14 protein-coding genes are annotated in these 19,129 nt (G+C 77.1%); 7 read left to right on the plus strand and 7 right to left on the minus strand.

The annotated features are described in order from the left end of the window. Positions 1-178: 178 nt before the first annotated feature. Positions 179-4,312, minus strand: a complete 4,134-nt coding sequence (locus tag ACIP60_RS05905; RefSeq protein ID WP_400681540.1) for a SpoIIE family protein phosphatase — start codon at positions 4,310-4,312, stop codon at positions 179-181. A 202-nt stretch (positions 4,313-4,514) separates the two neighbouring features. Between ACIP60_RS05905 and ACIP60_RS05910 the strand changes: the two genes are divergently transcribed. The 3 genes from ACIP60_RS05910 to ACIP60_RS05920 all read left to right on the plus strand — a co-directional run bounded on the left by ACIP60_RS05910 (position 4,515) and on the right by ACIP60_RS05920 (position 5,730). After that, the gene (locus tag ACIP60_RS05910) at positions 4,515-4,892 is read left to right on the plus strand and encodes an STAS domain-containing protein (protein ID WP_400680483.1); all 378 of its coding nucleotides are present in this window, start codon (positions 4,515-4,517) and stop codon (positions 4,890-4,892) included. A gap of 128 nt (positions 4,893-5,020) precedes the next feature. Then, positions 5,021-5,449, plus strand: a complete 429-nt coding sequence (locus tag ACIP60_RS05915) for an ATP-binding protein (RefSeq protein WP_400680486.1) — start codon at positions 5,021-5,023, stop codon at positions 5,447-5,449. Between the two features lie 50 nt (positions 5,450-5,499). Continuing rightward, on the plus strand, positions 5,500-5,730 hold the full coding sequence (locus tag ACIP60_RS05920; protein ID WP_400680488.1) for a hypothetical protein: 231 nt from the start codon (positions 5,500-5,502) through the stop codon (positions 5,728-5,730). A 149-nt stretch (positions 5,731-5,879) separates the two neighbouring features. Here the strand turns inward: ACIP60_RS05920 and ACIP60_RS05925 are convergent, their stop codons facing one another. The 5 genes from ACIP60_RS05925 to ACIP60_RS05945 all read right to left on the minus strand — a co-directional run bounded on the left by ACIP60_RS05925 (position 5,880) and on the right by ACIP60_RS05945 (position 11,114). Beyond that, positions 5,880-6,227, minus strand: a complete 348-nt coding sequence (locus tag ACIP60_RS05925; protein ID WP_400680490.1) for a PRC-barrel domain containing protein — start codon at positions 6,225-6,227, stop codon at positions 5,880-5,882. A gap of 119 nt (positions 6,228-6,346) precedes the next feature. Next, on the minus strand, positions 6,347-8,290 hold the full coding sequence (locus tag ACIP60_RS05930; RefSeq protein WP_400680492.1) for a YhgE/Pip family protein: 1,944 nt from the start codon (positions 8,288-8,290) through the stop codon (positions 6,347-6,349). Beyond that, positions 8,287-8,967, minus strand: a complete 681-nt coding sequence (locus ACIP60_RS05935) for an ATP-binding cassette domain-containing protein (RefSeq protein ID WP_400680493.1) — start codon at positions 8,965-8,967, stop codon at positions 8,287-8,289. The genes ACIP60_RS05930 and ACIP60_RS05935 overlap by 4 nt, the downstream gene beginning before the upstream one ends. A gap of 536 nt (positions 8,968-9,503) precedes the next feature. Continuing rightward, complete coding sequence (locus tag ACIP60_RS05940; RefSeq protein ID WP_400680495.1) at positions 9,504-10,748, minus strand: FAD-dependent oxidoreductase; 1,245 nt, start codon at positions 10,746-10,748, stop codon at positions 9,504-9,506. Between the two features lie 138 nt (positions 10,749-10,886). Then, positions 10,887-11,114, minus strand: a complete 228-nt coding sequence (locus ACIP60_RS05945; protein ID WP_100834742.1) for a hypothetical protein — start codon at positions 11,112-11,114, stop codon at positions 10,887-10,889. 256 nt (positions 11,115-11,370) lie between these two features. On the opposite strand from ACIP60_RS05945, the gene ACIP60_RS05950 reads away from it, so the two are divergent. Next, positions 11,371-12,159: a PP2C family protein-serine/threonine phosphatase gene (locus ACIP60_RS05950; RefSeq protein WP_400680499.1), complete on the plus strand. Its 789-nt coding sequence runs from the start codon at positions 11,371-11,373 to the stop codon at positions 12,157-12,159. A 28-nt stretch (positions 12,160-12,187) separates the two neighbouring features. On the opposite strand, the gene ACIP60_RS05955 is transcribed toward ACIP60_RS05950, so the two are convergent. Then, positions 12,188-15,103, minus strand: coding sequence for a hypothetical protein (locus ACIP60_RS05955; RefSeq protein ID WP_400680502.1), 2,916 nt, complete (start codon positions 15,101-15,103; stop codon positions 12,188-12,190). A 441-nt stretch (positions 15,104-15,544) separates the two neighbouring features. Here ACIP60_RS05955 and ACIP60_RS05960 point away from each other — a divergent pair, with 441 nt between their 5' ends. From ACIP60_RS05960 to ACIP60_RS05970, 3 genes are all read left to right on the plus strand, one after another. Continuing rightward, positions 15,545-16,561, plus strand: a complete 1,017-nt coding sequence (locus ACIP60_RS05960; protein ID WP_400680504.1) for an ROK family protein — start codon at positions 15,545-15,547, stop codon at positions 16,559-16,561. Positions 16,562-16,906: 345 nt separating this feature from the next. Next, positions 16,907-18,526, plus strand: coding sequence for a phytoene desaturase family protein (locus ACIP60_RS05965; RefSeq protein ID WP_400680506.1), 1,620 nt, complete (start codon positions 16,907-16,909; stop codon positions 18,524-18,526). 86 nt (positions 18,527-18,612) lie between these two features. Next, entirely contained in the window at positions 18,613-19,107 is a 495-nt protein-coding gene (locus ACIP60_RS05970; protein ID WP_400680507.1) for an SRPBCC family protein, read from the plus strand. Positions 19,108-19,129 lie beyond the last annotated feature (22 nt).

Here is a 19,129-nt window from a genome sequence, read left to right on the forward strand (position 1 = left end):
GCACGGGCTACCTGGAACGGCGGAACTGCCGTGATCCCGGACCCCCGGCGAGGCTACCCCAGTGGCCGTAACGCCGGAAAACCCCCAGGTGGGAGACCTGTCGGGGTCCCGACAGGGCGTTCGGCGGGGCCAGGGCGGGCCGTCCGGCGGGGTCCGGGGCCGGGCCCCGGCCGCGGCCTCAGCCCGGCAGGGCGGCCTGGACCACCAGCGCCTCGGGGCCCCCGGCGCGGGTGACCGTCACGCGCAGCCGGTCGGCGGTGGCCCGGGCGGTCAGCCGCACGGTGCCGTCGGGGGAGCGCGGGCCGCCGCCGTCGAGACCGTCGAGACCGTCGAAGCCGTCCGGGTCGTCGGGGTCGTGCGGGGCGTCGGTGCCGTCCGCGAAGGACTCGGCGAGGGCCGCCGCCCCGGCGGCCGACACCTCCCGGGCCGCCCCGGCCGGGACGCCGCACTCCGCCAGCCAGGCGCGCAGGGCCGCGCGGGCGGCCGGCAGCTCCTGCGGTCGGGCCGGGAAGGACAGGGTCAGGACGGCGGGCTGCCGGTACAGCAGGACGGCGACGTCGTCCTCGAAGCCCTCGGCGGGGCGCAGCAGGTCCGTCACGTGCTCGGGCAGGTCGGCGGTGGGCAGGGCCGCGCCCGCCACGACCGCCCGGCCGGCCCGCGCGATGCCCTCCGCCAGACCCTCGCGCCGCCGCTCCACCAGTCCGTCCGTGTACAGCAGCAGCGTGGAGCGGCCGGGCAGCACCGCGGTGGCCTCCGGCCGGGGCAGGCCGGGGCGGACGGCCAGCGGCAGGGCGCGGCCCCCTTCGAGCAGGGTCGTGGAGCCGTCGGCCCGGGCCAGCACCGCGGACGGGTGCCCGGCGCTGGAGTGGCGCAGCACGCCCGTGGCCGGGTCGAGGACGCCGCAGAACACGGTGGTGCAGACCGCGCCGGGGATGGCGGCGGCGAACGCGTCCAGCGCGGCGAGCGTCCGGGCCGGGCTGTGGTCCTGGAGCAGCAGCGCCCGGCAGGCGCTGCGCAGCTGCCCCATCACGCTGGCCGCGGCCAGGCCGCGCCCGACGCAGTCGCCGACGATGATGCCGATCCGGCCGTCGGGCAGCGGCACGGTGTCGTACCAGTCGCCGCCGACCTCCAGCGGCGGGGTGGCTGGCTCGTAGCGGGCGGCGAAGCCGGGCGGCAGCCGGTCCGGGCCCAGGATGGCCCGCTGGAGGGCGATGGCCGTCTCGCGCTGCTGGTCGATCCGCTGCGCCCGGGCCAGCCCCTGGGCCAGGCGCCCGCCCAGCAGCACGAGCAGCAGCTCGTCCTCCCGGGTGAAGGGGCGGCGTTCGCCCAGCTCGACCACCAGGACCAGCGGTCCGCCCGGCCGCTCCAGCCGGATGCCGGTCCCGGCGGGCCCCTCCACCGGGGTGAGGGCGGGCGCGGCGGCCAGCGCGGTCAGCGCCGCCCGGCGCTCCTCCGGCAGGTCCGGCCAGTCCGGGCAGGGCCCGGCGGCGGTGAGCCGGGGCGCGGCCCCGGCGCGGTCGAAGTGGACCGCCACCACCCGGCGGGCGCGCCACAGTCCGCGCATCTCCGCCAGGGCGCAGGCGAGCGACTCCTCGGCGCCGGTGGCCCGGCTCAGGCAGTCGGCGAGCAGGGCCAGGGCGCTCTCGCGCTGGATGGCGTAGTACTCGGCGGTGACGTCCCGGAAGGTGCCGACGGTGACGGTGCGGCCGGTCGCCGGGTCCGGGACGCGGCTGAAGGTGGAGTGCGTCCAGATCCGGTGGCCGTCCCGGTGGGTGACGGGGGCGGTGGAGCTGCCGCGGCCGTCGGCGGTCGCCCGGGCCAGGGCGTCGGCGGCCTGCCGGTGGGCGTCCGGGTCGGTGGCGGGGTCCGCCCACCACGGGTGCGGCGCCGGGTAGGGCAGCCCCTCGGGGCCGTAGCCGAGGATGTCGGTGAACGCCTGGTTGACCTGGACGACGGCGCCGTCCTCGTCGCAGACGAAGAACGCGTCCTGGAGCGAGTCGACCAGGGCGTCCTGCCAGCGGGTGTGCTGGTCGCGCAGCCGCGCCAGCCGCAGCGCGGCGCGCACCCGGGCCAGCAGGTCGGTCGCGGCGAAGGGCTTGACCAGGTAGTCGTCGGCCCCCGACTCGAAGCCGTCGATGGCGTCCTCCCGCCCGGCCCGGGCCGACAGCAGCAGCACCGGCAGGGCGGCGGTGCGCGGGTCGGCGCGCAGCGCCGCGACCAGCCGCAGGCCGTCCGTGCCGGGCATCATCACGTCGCTGATCACCAGCTCGGGGGCGGCGGTGCGGACGGCGGCCAGCGCCCGGTCGCCGTCGGCGACCGCGGTGACCCGGTGGCCCGCGCCGCGCAGGATGCGGCTGAGGTAGTCGCGCATGTCGGCGTTGTCGTCGACGACCAGGACGTGCGCGGGCGTGCCGGCGTCCGTCCCCGCACCGGCGTCCGTCCCCGCACCGGCGTCCGGCTCCGCACCGGCGTTCGGCTCCGGGTCGTCGTCCGGCTGCGGCCCGGCGGGCCCGGGGGAGGGGCGGTGCTCCCAGCGCAGGGCCTCCTGGACGAACGCCTCGGCACCCGGGCGGCCGGTGCCGTCCGGGTCGCCCGCGTCGTCCGGGCCGTCCTGGGCAGCCGGGGCGCCGGAGTCCGCCAGCGGCAGGCTGACGGTGAAGGAGGTGCCGCGGTCCGGCACGGAGTCGACGGTGATCGTCCCGCCGTGCAGGTCGACCAGCTCCTTGACCAGGGCCAGGCCGATGCCGCTGCCCTCGTGCGAGCGGGCCCGGCTGTTCTCGACCCGGTGGAAGCGGTCGAACAGGCGCGGCAGCTCCGCGGCCGGGACGCCCACCCCGGTGTCCTCGACGGTGACCAGGGCCCGGCCGTCCCGCTCGCGCACCCGGACCCGGACCGTTCCCTCGAAGGTGAACTTCAGGGCGTTGCTCAGCAGGTTGAAGACGACCTTCTCCCACAGCTCCGGGTCCACCGGCACCGGCGCGCTCAGCGGCGCGCAGTCGACCTCCAGGACCAGCCCGGCGCGCTGCGCGGCCGAGCGGAACACGGCGGCCAGCTCGGCGGTGAACCGGGCCAGGTCGACCGGCTCCGGGCGGGCCCGCATCCGGCCCGCCTCGATCCGGGAGAAGTCCAGCAGCGTGTTGACCAGGCGGCCCAGCCGCAGCGTGTTGCGGTGGACCGTCTCCAGGTCCTCCCGGACGTCCGGGTCGGCGTCCGCGAAGCGCTGCCGCAGGTCCTCGACCGGTCCGGAGATCAGCGTCAGCGGGGTGCGGAACTCGTGGCTGATGTTGGAGAAGAACGCGGTCTTCGCCCGGTCCAGCTCGGCCAGCTGCTCCGCGCGCCGCTGCTGCGCCTCGTGGTTGCGGGCGCTGGTGATCCCCACCGCCAGCCGGCCCGCGACCAGGTCGACGAAGTCCAGGTAGGCGTCGTCCGCCGGGCGGTACCGGTTGAGGCCGACGACCAGGAAACCGCTCGGCCCGCCGCCGCCCGGGCCGCTCAACGGCACCAGCCGGGCCTCCCGGGGCGGCTCCTCCCACGCCCCGCGCGGCAGCTCGGCGAACCGTTCGCCGGTCAGCGGCACCGACACCGCCGCGCCCCGGCGGACCGCCGCGGCCGGCCACGGGCCCGGCTCCCCGGGCCCGATCCGGGCCGGCGCGGCCGGGTGGCCCGCGGGCACGCCGGAGGAGGCGGCCAGCTCGGCGCCGCCCCGGTCGTCGAACAGGTAGGTCAGGGTGAAGGGCAGGTCGTACGGGTTGCGGGCGAGCTGCTCGGCGCTGAACGCCAGGAACTCGTCCTCGGCGCGCACCGCCCCCGGGTCGGAGCCCAGGTCGCGCAGGGTCGCCATCCGCCGCTCCGCGACCACCCGCTGGGTGTCCTCGCTGACCACGCACAGCACGCCGACCACCGCGCCGGCCTCGTCGCGCAGCGGGCTGTAGGAGAAGGTGTGGTAGCTCTCCTCGGGGTAGCCGGAGCGCTGCAGCCGCAGCGGCAGCGCCTCGTCCCAGGTCGCCTCGCCCTCGGTCAGCACGTGCTCGATCCGGGGCCCGGCGTCCTCCCAGACCTCCGCCCACACCTCGCGGAACGGGCGGCCCAGCGCCCACGGGTACTTGTCGGCCAGCGTGTCGCGCCGGTACGCGCCGTTGCAGAAGAACGTCAGGTCCGGGCCCCACCCCATCCACATGGAGAAGCGCGAGGACAGCATCATGTCCACCGCCGAGCGCAGGCTCTGCGGCCAGCCCGCCGGGTCGCCCAGCGGCGTGGCCGACCAGTCGACCCGCGCCAGGTCGGCACCCACCGCCGGGTCGGCGCCGAACACCCCCAGAGCCCGCTCCCGCGTCACCGGGTACCTCCTTCCGGCCCGGCGGCGCCGGACGCGGCGCCGCCAGCCTGCATTGTGCCGGGTCCGCGCCCGGTGCTCCTCCGGTTGCCCCCTCCCGGGCCGGGCAACCCCGACCCCCCGGGGGCCGGTCCGACGGGTGGGCCCCGGGCCCCGAACGGCAGGGCCTAGCATGGCCGACATGACCGACCACACCCCAGGGCCGCCCGAACCCACGGTGCTGCACCTGAGCGGCGATCTCGACCACGACAGCGAACGCGAACTCGCCGAGGCGGTGGACGCCGCCGTCACCCGCAGCACCGGCGCACTCGTCCTGGACGTCTCGGCGGTCACCTTCGCCGACTCCTCCGCGCTGCGGACCCTGGTGCTGACCCAGCAGCGGACGGAGGCCGCGGGCGGCGCGCTCGTCCTGCTCGGCCCGCTCGCGCCCGTGGTCCGGCGCCTGCTGGAGATCACCTCGACCGACGGCTACTTCACCGTGGCCGAGAGCCTGCCGCAGGCCAGGGAGGCCGCCGCCGCACTGCTGCGGCGCCACCCGCACGGGACCGGAGCCGGGTGACGCGGGTGCACCGTCCCGCATCATCCGTCCCCTCCGGGGCACAAGCACTCCGATCCCACTGGATCCCTCCTCTCCGTCCGGCCTCGCCGGCCGGCACGTACGGTGCCGTAGACGATTCGAGGTCGTTCATGCCCCACGACGACGCCCGGCCGCCGTCCCCGGAGGCCGCCGTCCCGGGAGAACGGCCGCCGGCGCCCGTGCGGACCGCGGGCCAGGCCCGCGCGGTCCTCGCCCGACTGCTGGAGTCCGCCGGACACCCAGGCGGCCGTGTCCTGGCCGACGCCCAGCTCGCGGTGACCGAACTCGTCGCCAACGCCCTGCGCCACGGCGGCGGCCTGACCTGCTTCGACGCCCGCCTCGGGCCCGGCGGGACCGAACTGGTCGTCGACGTCGAGGACGGCGACGACCGCCCGCCCGTCGCCCAACCGCTGCACGACCGCGACCCCGCCACCGCGGGGGGCCGCGGCTGGGCCATCGTCCAGGCGCTCGCCGCGACCTGCCGGGTCGACCCGCTGCCGGCCGGCGGCAAGCGGATCCGGGTCACCTTCGCCCTGTAGCCCGTCCGGGGGAATCCCGCGGGCCGCGGGAAAATCGGAGGATTCGATCGGTGACGGCCGGTCAGACCCAGGGCATGGACACCGACCGCCACCCGCTGTGGCAGCCCTTCTCCGAGACCGCCGCCCACCCGCCGCTCCGCCTCCGGGACGGAGAACGGCCGGCGCCGGTCACCGCCTCCCCGTTCCTCGAACCGGGCCCGCAGCCGGGCCCGCTCGCTCCGTCCGTCCCGCCCGAGCCACGCCGTCCCGCCGCCGGGCAGCTCTCCGGCCGGGCCCGCTGACACCCGTCCACGCCGACACACCGACCGGTCCCGGCCTGCCGCCGAGGCGGGGCGGGGCGGGCAACCGAAACGGGCCGCCCCCGGTCTCCGGGGGCGGCCCGTGGTGCGGGTGCGGTGCGGGTGCGGGTGCGGGTGCGGGTGCGGTGGGCTCAGCGGAGGCCGCCGTAGTAACCGCCGATCCGGCGCTGGTAGTCGGGGTCGCCGAGGTGGCGGTCCCGGTCGAACTCGGGGGAGTCCTTGACCTCCGCCTTGGTGCGGTTCACCCAGACCGTCTTCTCCGCCTCGTCGACCCGCTCGACCGTCCCGGCCGGGAGCAGCACCTCGCGGCCGAAGATCCACGGGCCGGTGTCGACCACGAGGTAGCCCGCGTCGACGTCCGCGGTGTGCTTGTCGACCTTGCCGATGTGGCCGTCCGTCGCCTCGACCCGGTACCCCGTCAGGTCGGAACCGGGGGTGTAGCCCTCGGCCTGCTCGTAGCCCCATATTCCGCCGGTCACGTCCGCCTCCTCGGTGCCGGCCCCCGGCCGTTCCGGTGGACCGTTCGTCGGCTACCCCCGCCAACCGGGGCCACTCGCACGGAAGATGACGGCCCGTCCGCTCCGGACCGGCCGGGCGCTCACAGCTCGATGTCCGGGTGCAGGCGGGCCACCGTCCACACCCGCTGCCGGCGCACCGCCAGCGCGGTGAGGGCGAGGAACACGGCGCCGAAGCCCGCCAGCACGATCCCGTCGCGCAGCAGGTGGGCGGCCTGGCCGCCGGAGACGGTGACCCGCAGCCCGTCGATCAGGTACGTCATCGGCAGCAGCGGGTGCACGGCCTGGAAGAACGCCGGGGTGGTGGGCATCGGGTACAGGCCGCCGGCCGCGGTCAGCTGGAGGACCAGCAGCACCAGCGACAGCACGTCGCCCGCGACCCCCAGCCAGGTCCGCAGGAAGTGGTCGACCGCCACGAACGAGGCCGCGCCCAGCACCAGCAGCGCGACGGTGGCCCACGGGTGCGCCGGGTCCAGCCCCAGCCCCAGGTCCACCACCGCGTACAGCACCAGCGCCGCCACCGCGCCCAGCAGCGCGGCGGGCAGCCACCCGGCGGCGGCCACGGTCGCCGACCGGGCCCGCCCGGCCAGCGCCCGGCGGTTGACCGGCCGCAGCAGCAGGTACGCGAACAGGCCGAACACCCAGAGCGCGATGCCGAAGAAGAACGGGGCCATCCCGCGCCCGTACACGCCCGCCGGGTGCAGGTTGGTCCGGTCGATCCGGGCCGGTGTGCCCAGCACCTGGGCGGCGCCCGCGATCTGCTGGTCGGTCAGCTCCGGGATGCGGTGCAGCCCGTCGTCCACGGTGCCCGCCAGCCGGGTCGCGCCGTCGTGCGCCTGGTCGGCGGCGGACTTCGCGGCGTCCGCGCCCGCCCGCAGCGCGTCCAGGCCGCCGGCCACCGTCGACGTCCCCGCGGCGACCTCGGCGGTGCCGCTGTCCAGCAGCCGCAGCGGGCTGTTCAGCGCGGCGGCGTTCTGCTGCACGGCGGTCGCGGTGCGCTGCAGGTCGCGGGCGGCGGCCAGGTTCTGCTGCGCGCCGGTGTCGGCCGCCGCCGCCCGGTCGTCGATCCCGGCGGCGGTGGCGTCCGCCTGCTCGGCGTCGCGCAGCGCCCGGGCGAACACCGCGTCCTGGGCCAACTCCGGATGGTTGGTCGCGAGTTGGCGCAGATCGGCGAGGGCGGTGTCGGCGCCCGCGCGGACCTGCGAGGTGCCGGTGTGCAGGGTGTGCAGCCCCTCGGCGGCCACCGAGGCGGCCGTCACCAACTGGGCGGCGGCCTGCGGCAGCCGGTCGGTCGCCGCCTTGGTCAGCGCCTCGGCGGCGTGGTCGACCTGCCCCACGGCCTGGCTGATCTGCTGCGCCCCGGCGCCGATCCGCTCGGTGCCCGCGTGCAGCCCGACGGCCGCCGAGGCGAGCGCCGCACTGCCCTGCTGCGCCGTCCCGGTCGCTCCGACCAGCTGCTGGGCGCCCTCCGAGGCCACCGCCAACTCCTTGCGGAAGTCGGTCAGTTCGCCGTAGACCGCGCGGACGTACGCCTCGTGCACCGCCGAGTCGACCTGGGCCTGGAGCTTGGACTGCACCACCTCGGTCATCACGCCCGCGATGTAGTTGTTCGCGTCGTTCAGCCGCAACAGGATGCCGCCCTGCTGCGGCTGCGCGTCGGTGGCGGTCGCCAGCCGGGCGCTGAAGTCCGCCGGGATCTCGACCGTGAACGCGTACCGGCCCCCGCGCAGCCCGGCGTCGGCCGTCCCCGCGTCGACGAACTGCCAGCCGAAGGTGCCGGACGCCTTCAACTGCTCCACCAGCTGCGCCCCGGCGTCCACCGGCCGGCCCCCCTCGGCGACGGCGGGCCGGTCCAGGTCCACCACGGCCACCGGAATCCGGTCGGTCTTCCCGTACGGGTCCCAGTTCGCCCACAGGTACATCGCCCCGTACAGCAACGGGATCAGGCACAGCAGCAGCGGCACCAGCCGGCGCAGCGGGCCGCGGAAGCGGCGCAGTTCGAGCCAGGCGAGCCGGACGGCGGTCACGCGGCCACCCCCTGACCGGACGCGGGGACGGGGGTGGCGGCGGGGGCGGCGGGGGCGGCGGGGGCGTCCGGGTCGGCCCGGTGCGGCAGGGCCAGCAGGACGGTGCCCGGGGGCGGCGGCGAGGGCGGTTGGGCGGCGGCGGCCAGCACGGTGCAGCCGGTGGCCGCCACCGTCGCCAGCGCCCGCCAGGCGAGCGCGCGGTCGCCGTCCGGGCAGTCGCGGTCCACGGCGTCCACGACCAGCACGGGCGGGCGGGCCGCGAGCGCGAGCGCCACGTCCAGCAGCAGTGCCTCCAGCGGCGGGAGGTCCTCCACCAGGGTCGCGCCGCGCAGGTGCAGGCCCAGCAGCCGGGCGGCCTCGACCGCCTGCCGCCGGGTCACGCCCTTTTCCAGCCAGCAGCGTTCGGCGACCAGCTCACGCACCCGCAACCGGCCCTCGGCGGCGACCGCGCCGTCCGCCCGGGCCACCGCGACCGCCCGCCGCACCCGCCCGGCCCCCGCCCCCGGCGCCCGGTGTCGGCCCACCCGCAGCGCGCCCGTGCCCAACCGCATCCGGCCGGCCAGCGCCAGCAGCACGCTGGTCCGCCCCGACCCGGCCGGCCCGTGCACCACCAGCAGCCCGCCGGCGGGCACCGCCACGTCCACGTTCTCGAACACCGGCCCGCGCGGGCCCCGCACACTGATTCCCCGAGCCGTCACGGCTTCCCCATGCACCATCACTACCGGCGGGTAACCGCAATCGGCCGGACCATGCCCGCGGCGGTCCGGGGCAGGGGAGTCACGGGTTTTCCGGGGGCCGGCTCGGCTGGGCAGGTCTGCGCGCGGGGTGCCCGTGCGGGCGATGGTGACGCGGCGGGCGCGGGGGCGGGGGCGGAGTTCTGGCTCCCGCCCGCACTTGCACGGCTCGAAGCCCTCGTACCGCGGCCCGGCGGCGAGGACCGCCGCGACCACCGCCACGCCCTCCGGTCGCGGCGGCGCGGTGCCGCTTGAAGCTGATCCGGCACCGCACACAGGCGTGGTGCAGCTCGTCGGGCCCCGAGGCATAGGTGCACATGGGCCGGAACGTACCGGCGGTGCGCCGCTGGGGGTCGGCGGATTGTTCCGGGCGGGGGCGGGCGGGTCTCGGCTCCGTGGCCCGGGGGCGGTCTGTGGGGCGGCGGGTTCCGGTGCGGTTCCTGCGGGTGGCCGTCGCCCTGGCCTCGGCGGTCAGTGTTTCAGCGGCCCGGGCCGGTTGCCAGGTCGGCCTGGACCTCGCGGGCCGCTCGGGCGCCGGAGGCCAGGGCGCCCTGGACCGAGCCGGTCGCCCGGTGGTCGCCGCACACGTAGCGGCCCGGGGCCCACCGGGTGGTGCGGGTCAGCGGGTGCGGGGCGGGCATCGCGGGGAGGGCGCCCGGGATGCGGTACGCGGCCAGGGGGTGCCAGGCGGAGGTGTCGCAGCCGTACAGCTCGGCCAGCCGGGCGCGTACCGGGCCCTCCTCGGCCGTCGTGCCGAGCACCGAGGTGGAGACCAGCGACAGGCCGCGCGGCGCGCAGCCGGGGACCACCTCCGACAGCACCACCGAGTTCAGCAGTCGGCCGGCGGCGTCCACCAGCAGGGTCGGTTCGGCCAGCGGGCTGCGTTCGGTCACGTGGTAGAAGGTCGTCACCGAGCGGGTCTCCGGCACCGGCAGGCCGGGCAGCAGCGTCGCGGCCGTCGCCGCCTCGGCGGCCACCACCACGCAGCGCGCCGCGACCTCCCGGCCGTCGGCCAGCAGCACCCCGTCCCGGTGCACCTCCGCCGCCCGGGCGCCCAGTTCCAGCGTTCCCGGGGGCAGCAGGGTGGCCAGCGCCCGCGGCACCGCCCCGATCCCGGCCGCCGGGAGGGCGAGGGTGCCCCGGACCAGGCTGCGCCAGTACAGGTGCAGGACCCGGCTGGAGGTGGCCAGTCCGTCCTCCAGGAAGACGCCGGACAGGAACGGGCGCAGCACCCCGTCGACGGTCGTCCGGGAGACGCCCGCGGCGCGCAGCGCCACCGCCGCGGGCACGTCGCGTCCGTGGCGCAGCAGCGCGGCGGGCAGCAGGGCGTCGCGCACGGTGAGCGCGGCCAGCGCCGCCGCGTCCCGGGGCGGCACCGTCCGGCCGGTCAGCAGGTCGCCGGCCAGGTCCGGTCGGCGCAGCGGGTCGATGACCCGGCGGCGGCCCGCCGGACCGGCCAGCAGGAAGCCGGGCGTGAACGGGCGCAGCCGCAGCGGGCGCAGGTTCAGGCGGCGGCGCACCTGCGGGTAGGAGGTGTTGAACACCTGGAAGCCGCGGTCCAGCCGGAAGCCGTCGCGCAGGTCGGTGCGCATCCGCCCACCCACCCCGTCCGACGCCTCCAGCAGCCGCACCCGCCACCCCGCCGCGGCGAGGTCCAGCGCGCAGGCCAGCCCGGCCACCCCGGCGCCCACCACCGCCACGTCCACCGCACCGTTCGTGTCCACCGCGCTCCTCCTCGACGACCGCACCGGCGGCCCCGCACCGGGCCACGTTCCCATTCGGAACCGGCCCGCCGGACGGATGGGTCGCCGGACGGACGGGCCGCCGGGTCGCGGAGGCCGGGCGGAGAGGCCGCCCGGCCGTCAGAGCACGTCGCGGCGGCGCTCCTCGACCACCACCTCGTCGACACCGCGCCCGCCCAGGTAGCGGCGGCGGCCCAGCACGCGGGCGTACACCACGACACCGATCAGGCCCGCCGCCATCAGGACGACACCGACCACCGTGAGATTGACGCCCGCCAGGTGCCAGTGCACGCCGAACGCGAGGATCGCTCCGACCGCCAGCAGGATGATGCAGCCACCGAGACCCATGATGCCTCCGTCGTCGTTTCGGCCCGCTCCTCTGACCGGGCCGGAACGGCGTCTACCCCCGACCGCCCGGAGGATTCCCCTTCCCGGCCCGTCTCCTGACGTCCCGTCGGTACGTCCCCCCGAGCGGGAGCGGGCAGGAGCGGGCAGGAGCGGGCGGCGGCGGGCGCGAGTGGCCGCCCTGCCGACGGGGCCGGGCGGGCGGTGGGGAGAATGGGGCGACACGTTGGGTCGGGGGGTTCGAGGAAAGGGCCGTGGAGTGCCGTACGTCGTCGTCAGCGCGCTCAGCCATGACGGAGTGGTCAGGGACCACAACGAGGACAGCCTGGTGCTGGGCCCGTGGACCCTGTGCGCCACCTCCACCGACAGCCCGCAGAGCATGGTCTTCCCGCTCGGCGGCCCCCCGGTGCTGGTCGCCGTCGCCGACGGGCTCGGCGGCCACCCCGCCGGGGACGTCGCCTCCGCGCTGACCGCCCGCCACCTCGCCGAGGCCGGGGCGCGGCTGCGGACCGAGCAGGACGTCACCGAGGCGCTCCGCTCCTGCCACGCGTCCCTGCGGGAGGCGGGCGAGGCCGACCCGGCGCTGACCGGCATGGCCACCACCGTCGCCGGGGCGGTGTTCGACGGGGAGCACGTGCTGGTGTTCAACGTCGGCGACAGCCAGGTCCACGAGATCACCCCGGACGGGGGCGACGGCCTCGGCCTGCGCCTGCTCAGCACCGACGACAGCCCGCCGCCCGCCCCCGGCCGCCGCACCAGCCACCTGGTCACCCGCACCCTCGGCGGCGCCACTGCCCCCGAGGACCTCCGGCCCCACCTGGTCCGGCTGCCGGCCGGGCCCGGCGCCCGCTACCTGCTGTCCACCGACGGCCTTACCGACCCGGTGGCCCCCGAGGAACTGGCCGCCCTGCTCACCGAGGCCGCCGCCGAGGCCGACGGCGACCCGCAGGGCGACGACCAGCGCGCCCTGGTCGACCTGTGGCGGGCCGCGATCCGGGCCGGCGGCCCGGACAACATCACACTCGCGCTGGTCCGGATCGAGGAGTGACCGCGCCCGGCGCGCCCCGGCCGGCCGGTCAGGGCGCGCACCCGGTGAGCGGCGCGGTCTCCCCGGCCGGGCGGCCGCACAGGTGGTCGGTGACCGGCGCGCCCTGCGCGTCGCGCCGCACCCGGATGATGTGCAGCCCGTGCCCCGGCTGGGGCTCGGTGGCCAGCGGGCCGACCTCGCGGAAGTCCACCGTCCCGGTCGGGCGGTTGTTCAGCTGCACCGCGCGCAGCGCCGCCATCACCGAGCCCGTCCCGGTCAGCTGCGAGGCCCCGGCCTTGGCGGCCCCCGCCTGCAGCGCGGCGGTCGCGTCGTAGGCCAGGGCCAGCGAACCGTCCGAGAACACGTCGTCCTCGTACGGGTTGGCTCCCGCGGGCACCAGGTGCAGGACGCTCGCGGCGGTCTCCGCGAGGTCCGAGCCCCGGGCCGTCGCGGCCGGGTCGCTCAGCGCCGTGTAGTACAGGGTGGCCTGCGGGGCCATCGCCGTCCCGCCGGTGCGGAACTGGGCCTTGGTCAGGTCGTCGCCGGTCAGCACGGTCAGCGGCCGGGCGCAGCCCTTGTCGTCGGCCAGCCGGCGCATCAGCTGGTTGACGTCGTCGGCCCGGCCGGCCAGGTACAGCACGGCGGGCGGGTGGTCGCCGTGGCAGGTGGTGGCCAGCGCCGCCTCGTAGTCCGGGTCCCCGTTGCTGGTCAGGCCGTACTCCAGGGGACGGCCGCCGATCAGGCGGTACCCGGCGTCGGTGAGCATCGCGCTGCCGTACCGGGCGTGCTCGGGGCTGTAGCGGTCGTCCGGCGTGGGCGTGCGGGTCAGGACGGCCGCCCAGCGGTCCTGCGGCGGGGTGGCCAGGCCGTCCACGATCAGGCGCAGCGCCGCCGCCTCCTCCTGGTCGGTGGCGGCCAGGCCGAAGTAGTTGACGTGGCCGCGGGCCAGGTAACTGGCCGAGTTGGTGGTGCTGACCACGGCCAGTCCGGCCTGCTGGAGCAGGGTGAGCGCGGTGTCGCTGTCCGAGGTGTCCCGCCCCAGGCCGACCACGCCCGCGATCGACCGGTCGCGGGCGGCCAGGTCGACGATCCGGTGCACCATCTCGGTCTGGAAGTACATGTCCTGCCCGCCGTTGGCGACCAGCACCTTGATCTTCAACGGGTCGCCCGCGTTGTTGCGGACCTGCGCCAGGTGGACGCCGGTCAGCTCCTTCAGGCTGTTCAGCGCCCGGCCGTCCTGCCCGGCCGCGGTGGTCAGCGAACCCGCGTACACCACGGTCACGTATCTGACGTCCGGCAGCGCGGCCACCCGGTCGTTCTCGCGGCGGATCGCGTCCTCCAGCGTCCGCAGGCCGATGTCCGCCCCGGTGCGGTCGGCCCCCGCGCCCGGCAGCTCGCCGTTGAGCCGGATGCCGCCGCCGTCGCCCGCGAAGGTCACCGAGCCGGTGTCCACGCCGACGCACTCCCGCGTCCCGCCCGGGTCGGTGCGCCACACCGCGTCCGGGTTCGACCCCACCAGCCGGGCCTCGCAGTACCGCCCGGACAGCTGCTGCACCCGCAGCCCCGCCCCGGCCGCCACCAGCACCAGCGCCAGCAGCACCGACCAGCGCGACCACAGGAACCACCAGGAACGGCGCACCGGCACCGGCGCCAGCCGGGTGGTCTCGCCCGCCTGCAACTGGAGCCTGGTCAGCCGCACCGGCAGCGTCCAGGCCAGCGCCCGCCCCCGGCTCGGCGCCTGCCGCACCCGCAGGTCGCTCACCCAGTTCTCGTACGGGCCGCGGCGCGCCCCCAGGGTGTGCACCCCGACCGGCGCCGGGTGGTCGTCCTCCAGCCAGGCCGCCACGTCGGCGTGCGCGACGGCCGCCAGCACCAGCAACGGGTCCTGCTCGCTGCGGCGGCTGCGCACGTCCGAGACCGCGCCGAGCACCCGCAGCGCGCCGCTCGCGGCGTCCGCCCGGGGCACGAAGACCACCGGCGGGACGCGGCGCTTGCGGGCCCGGGCGTCCGGCGTCCAGGAGCGGTGCGCCCGGCGCAGGTCCTCCAGCAGCGCCAGGGTGCGCAGCTGGAGGTGGAACTGCTGGGCGCGGTCCCGCTCGGCGGGCGGGGTGTCCGGCAGTTGGGCCTTCAGGATCTCCCCGGTCACCTCGCGGGCCCGGGCCTGCGTGACGTCCCACGACATCCGGGGCCGCCACAGCGACCAGGCCGCCGCCTGCCGCCCCGAGGCCGCCAGGAAGGTGGTGGTGGCGAACCAGCGGCTGGCCGGGCCCAGCCAGGACAGCGGCGCGGTGTTGCGCCGCACCCAGCCGGTCGTTCCGAGCACGACCACCGCGGCCAGCAGCACCCCCGTGACCAACTGCCAACTCGCCTGCGTCAGCAGGCTGGTGAGCGCCGCCAGGACGAACGCCCCGATCAGCGTCGTGGAGTTCAGCACCGGCGACAGCAGTCGCTGCCACTCGCCCCCGGCGGTGCGCGGCTCGGGCCGCCAGTGCAGGTCGCGCAGCCGGACGAGCACCGCCTCCACCAGCTCCTCGAACGGCCGCGCGGCGGCGGGGCCGACGGGTGCGGCGGGCGCGTCGGCCCCGCCGGGGGCCGGGGAGCCGTCCAGCACGTGCCGGGTGGCGGCCTCGATCGCGGCGACCAGCCGGGAGCGCGGCGCCGGGTACCCGCGGTACCAGGACGGGCCGCGGCGCGCCCACGGGCCCCTCGCCAGCCCGTCCAGCACGGCGATCGCGTTCTGGTGCGGATCGCCGTCGGAGACGTGCGGCACCGAGCGGTGCGGCAGGTCGCCGCCCTCCTGCGCCTCCTGCACCGCCCGGACCACCGCGCGCACCTCGGCGTCCAGCTCCGGATCGTCCTCCTGGGCGTACAGCACCACCACCGGCATCGGCAGCCGGGCCGCGCTGAACTGCGCCACGAGGTCCTGGACCAGCGCGTCCACCTCGTACTTGGCCGTCGTGCGCACCCCGCCGATCCCCGGACCGCCCCGCACCGCACCCGATGTCATCCGCCACCCCCGTAGCCGCCACCGCCCGCGGCCGGGCCCGGGCCGTGCTCGCCCAGTCCCCGGCCCTGACCCTGCCCCTGATCCGACGTCAGGCAAACAAATGTAGACCTTCCCTCCGACGGCGGGAACGGAGTTCCCCGCTCCCGGGGGGGGGCTCCGCGCCGGGACAACGGCCTTGCGGCGCTCTGGCCTCGCGGCGCGGCGGCGGCTTCCTCCGCGGGGGCCGGCGGTCGGCGCTCCCGGGCGGGGCGGGGGCAGGACGGTGCTGTGGGAGCGCTCCCATATTCGGGCCGGGCCGTGTACGATCGCGCCGCGGCGGGTGGCCGCGGACCAGTGACCGCGCCCCGCACCAGCGCCGAAGCGATGCCGAAGCACCAACCGAAACCCGGGGAGCAACCCTTGTCCGACCCTGCGTTCACCGTCATCGACCTCGGCGGCACCACCCTGCGGACCGCCCGCTACGCACCGGACGACGACACCGTCACCGACGTCCGCCGCGTCCCCACCGACGGCATAGCCGCCCACCCCGACCTGCCGGTGGCCGCCCTGCAAGCCCGGGTGCTCGACCAGGTCGCCGCCCTCGCCGCCGAAGCCGTCGAACGCCACGGCAGCACCGCCGTCGCCGTCGCCTTCGCCGGACCCGTCACCGCCGACGGCCGCGCCCTCGCCGCCCCCACCGTCTGGGGCGGCCCCGGCGCACACCTGCCCGTCCGGCAACTGCTGGAAGAACGCCTCGGCCTGCCCGTCGTCGTCGTCAACGACCTCACGGCGGCCGTCTGGCGCTACGTCGACCCCGCCGACGACCGGCCGTTCTGCCTGATCACGGTGAGCTCCGGCATCGGCAACAAGGTCTACCGCGCGGGCGAGGTCCTGCTCGACACCGAGGGTCACGGCGGCGAACTCGGCCACTGGACCGTCGACACCTCCCCCCAGGCCCCGCCCTGCGACTGCGGCGGGCGCGGCCACCTCGGCGCGATCGCCTCCGGCCGCGGCGCCCTCGCCGCCGCCCGCCGCGCCGCCCGCACCGACCCCGCCGGCTACGCCCGCTCCGCGCTGGCGGCCACCGCCCCCGACCCCGAACTCCTCGACAACCACGCCCTGGTGGCCGCCGTCCGCGCCGAGGACCCCTTCGCCACCGCCGCCATCCACGGCGGCATCACCGCACTCGCCTCCGCGATCACCGCCCTCTTCACCGCCATCGGCATCCGCCGCCACCTCCTGATCGGCGGCTTTGCCCTCGCCATCGGCCCCCGCTACGCCGAACTCCTCACCGCCGAACTCGAACGGCTGGGCTGCTTCGGGCTCACCGGAGAGGAGATCCGCGAGATGGTGGTGCTGGGGGCTGAGGATGACGACTCCGGTCTGATCGGGGCGGGTCGGTTGCTCGCTGCGCGGGGGCTGGCTGCGGCTTCCTGAGGGGGCGGTGTCGACTGGGGGAGTCCGTGGCGCAGGGGGTTTCGGGTTCACCGGTGGGGAGGTTCGCGAGATGGTGGTGCTGGGGGCTGAGGATGACGACTCCGGTCTGATCGGGGCGGGTCGGCTGCTCGCTGCGCGGGGGCTGGCTGCGGCTTCCTGAGGGGCGGTGTCGGCTGGGGGGTGGGGCACGCGGGTCGGTGGCGCCGGGCGTCGGGGGCGACGGCTCCGGGCGAGCGCCCGGGCCGCGCCGTACGTTCCTGCGGGTGGGCGGGTGCCCGTCCGGCTCCGTGTACGTCTGCGGCATCCGGGCAGGCGCGGGCGGGACGACGACCCGAGGAGGCCGACATGGCGGATGCGATCGTGGTCGGGGCCGGCCCCAACGGGCTGGTCGCGGCCAATCTGCTCGCGGACGCGGGCTGGCACGTGGTCGTGCTGGAGGAACAGCCGTGGCCCGGCGGCGCGGTCCGCAGTGACCGGGGGGTGGACCCACGCTACGTCTCGGACCTGTTCAGCTCCTTCCACCCGCTGGCCGCCGCCTCCCCGGCGATCCGCTCGCTGGGCCTGGAGGAGTTCGGGCTGCGCTGGAGCCACGCCCCGGTGGTGCTCGCCCACCCGCTGTCCGACGGGCGCTGCGGCCTGCTGCACCGCGACGGCGACGGGAACGACGGCGAACCGGAGGCGGCCCGGCTGGAGCGGATGTTCGGCGCGCACGACGCCCGGGCCTGGCAGCGGCTGACCGACCGGTGGGACCGGCTGGAGCCGCACCTGGTCGACGGGCTGCTCTCCCCGTTCCCGCCGCTGCGGTCGGGCGCGGCGATCGCGGCCCGGCTGCGGGTGGCCGGCCTGCTGGAGCTGGCCCGCTTCCTGGCCCTGCCGGTGCGGCGGCTGGCGGAGGAGGAGTTCGAGGGGGACGCCCCCGGGATGCTGCTGGCCGGCTGCGCCCTGCACGCCGACCTGCTGCCGGAGGCCGCCGGCAGCGGCGCGTTCGGCTGGCTGATGGCGATGCTCGGACGGCGCTACGGCTGGCCCGTGCCGGTGGGCGGGGCGTCCGCGCTGACCGACGCGCTGGTGCGTCGGCTGGAGTCCCGGGGCGGCGAGGTGCACTGCGGTCGGCCCGTCCGCGAGGTGGTGGTGCGGGACGGGCGGGCGCTCGGGGTGCGCACCGCCGACGGCTGCGGCCACCGGGCCCGCCGGGCCGTCCTCGCGGACACCGCCGCCACCGCGCTGTACGGCGGGCTGGTCGCCCCCGAGCACCTCCCCGCCCGGCTGCGCCGGGACATCCGCCACTTCGAGTGGGACTTCGCCACCGTCAAGGTCGACTGGGCGCTGTCCGGGCCGATCCCGTGGGAGGCGCCCGCCGCCGGCCGGGCCGGCACCGTCCACCTCGGGGCGGACCTCGACGAACTCGGCGACTGGGCGCACCAGGTCCGCACCGACCGGCTGCCCGCCCGCCCGTTCGCGCTGCTCGGCCAGATGACCGTCGCCGATCCCACCCGCTCCCCGGCGGGCACCGAGGCCGCCTGGGCCTACACCCACGTCCCGCAGCACATCAAGGCCGACCTCGGCCCCGACGGCATCACCGGCCGCTGGGACACCCGGGAGGGCGAGGCGATGGCCGACCGGCTGGAGGAGCAGGTCGAACGGTTCGCCCCCGGCTTCCGCAGCCGCGTCACCGCCCGCCGCATCCTCACCCCGCCGGTCCTCCAGGGGCTGGACGGGAACCTGGTCGGCGGAGCCCTCAACGGCGGCACCGCCGCCCCCCACCAGCAGCTCTTCCTGCGCCCCACCCCCGGCACGGCCGGCCCCCGCACCCCGATCGAGCGGCTCTACCTGGCCTCCGCCGCCGCCCACCCCGGCGGCGGCGTCCACGGGGCGTGCGGCGCCAACGCGGCCCGCGCCGCCCTGAACGCGTACCGCCGCTCGCCCGCCCGCTTCCTGCCGTCCGGCCCGGACCCGCGCGGCTGACCGCCCGTCCCGAGGAAGCCCCAGGAAGCCCCAGGAAGTTCGAAGAGGCCGAAGAAGCCCGAGGAAGCCCGAAGGAGGGCCGTCCCATGGCACAGCGCCAACGACTGATCGACTCCCCGCCCGCACAGGTCTGGGACCTGCTGGCCGACGCCCACAGCTACGCGCAGTGGGTGGTGGGCACCCAGGACATCCTGGGCGCGGACGACCGCTGGCCCGAGGTCGGGGCCGAACTCCGGTTCCGGGTCGGGATCGGCCCGGTCACCCTGGAGGACACCTGCGTGGTCCGGATCTGCGAATCCGGCCGCCGACTCGAACTGGAGGCCAAGGCCGCCCCCTTCGGCACCGCCCGGATCGCGTTCACCCTCATCCCCTGGGGCCGCCACACCCTGCTGCTCCTGGACGAGCACCCGCTGCGCGGCCTCGGCGCCCGGCTGGAGAACCCACTGACCGAACTGGCCCTCCACCTGCGCAACCGCCGCCTGCTCGGCAACCTCGACCGCGCCGCCACCCGCGACCACGCCGGACGGGACTCCGCCGGACGACGGGACTCCGCCGCGAGCGGCCTGGCCGGGCGTCGCTGAGAACGGCGTCCCACCGGCGCAC

This window comes from Kitasatospora sp. NPDC088783, from assembly GCF_044750705.1.
Classification (GTDB): Bacteria; Actinomycetota; Actinomycetes; order Streptomycetales; family Streptomycetaceae; genus Kitasatospora; species Kitasatospora fiedleri.

What these genes read in the sequence shown, in the direction of transcription:
- ACIP60_RS05910 (WP_400680483.1), top strand. Translation starts at nt 4,515, where the DNA reads ATGACCGACCACACCCCAGGGCCGCCCGAACCCACGGTGCTGCACCTG.
- ACIP60_RS05915 (WP_400680486.1), top strand. Translation starts at nt 5,021, where the DNA reads ATGCCCCACGACGACGCCCGGCCGCCGTCCCCGGAGGCCGCCGTCCCG.
- ACIP60_RS05945 (WP_100834742.1), bottom strand. Translation starts at nt 11,114, where the DNA reads ATGGGTCTCGGTGGCTGCATCATCCTGCTGGCGGTCGGAGCGATCCTC.
- ACIP60_RS05965 (WP_400680506.1), top strand. Translation starts at nt 16,907, where the DNA reads ATGGCGGATGCGATCGTGGTCGGGGCCGGCCCCAACGGGCTGGTCGCG.
- ACIP60_RS05970 (WP_400680507.1), top strand. Translation starts at nt 18,613, where the DNA reads ATGGCACAGCGCCAACGACTGATCGACTCCCCGCCCGCACAGGTCTGG.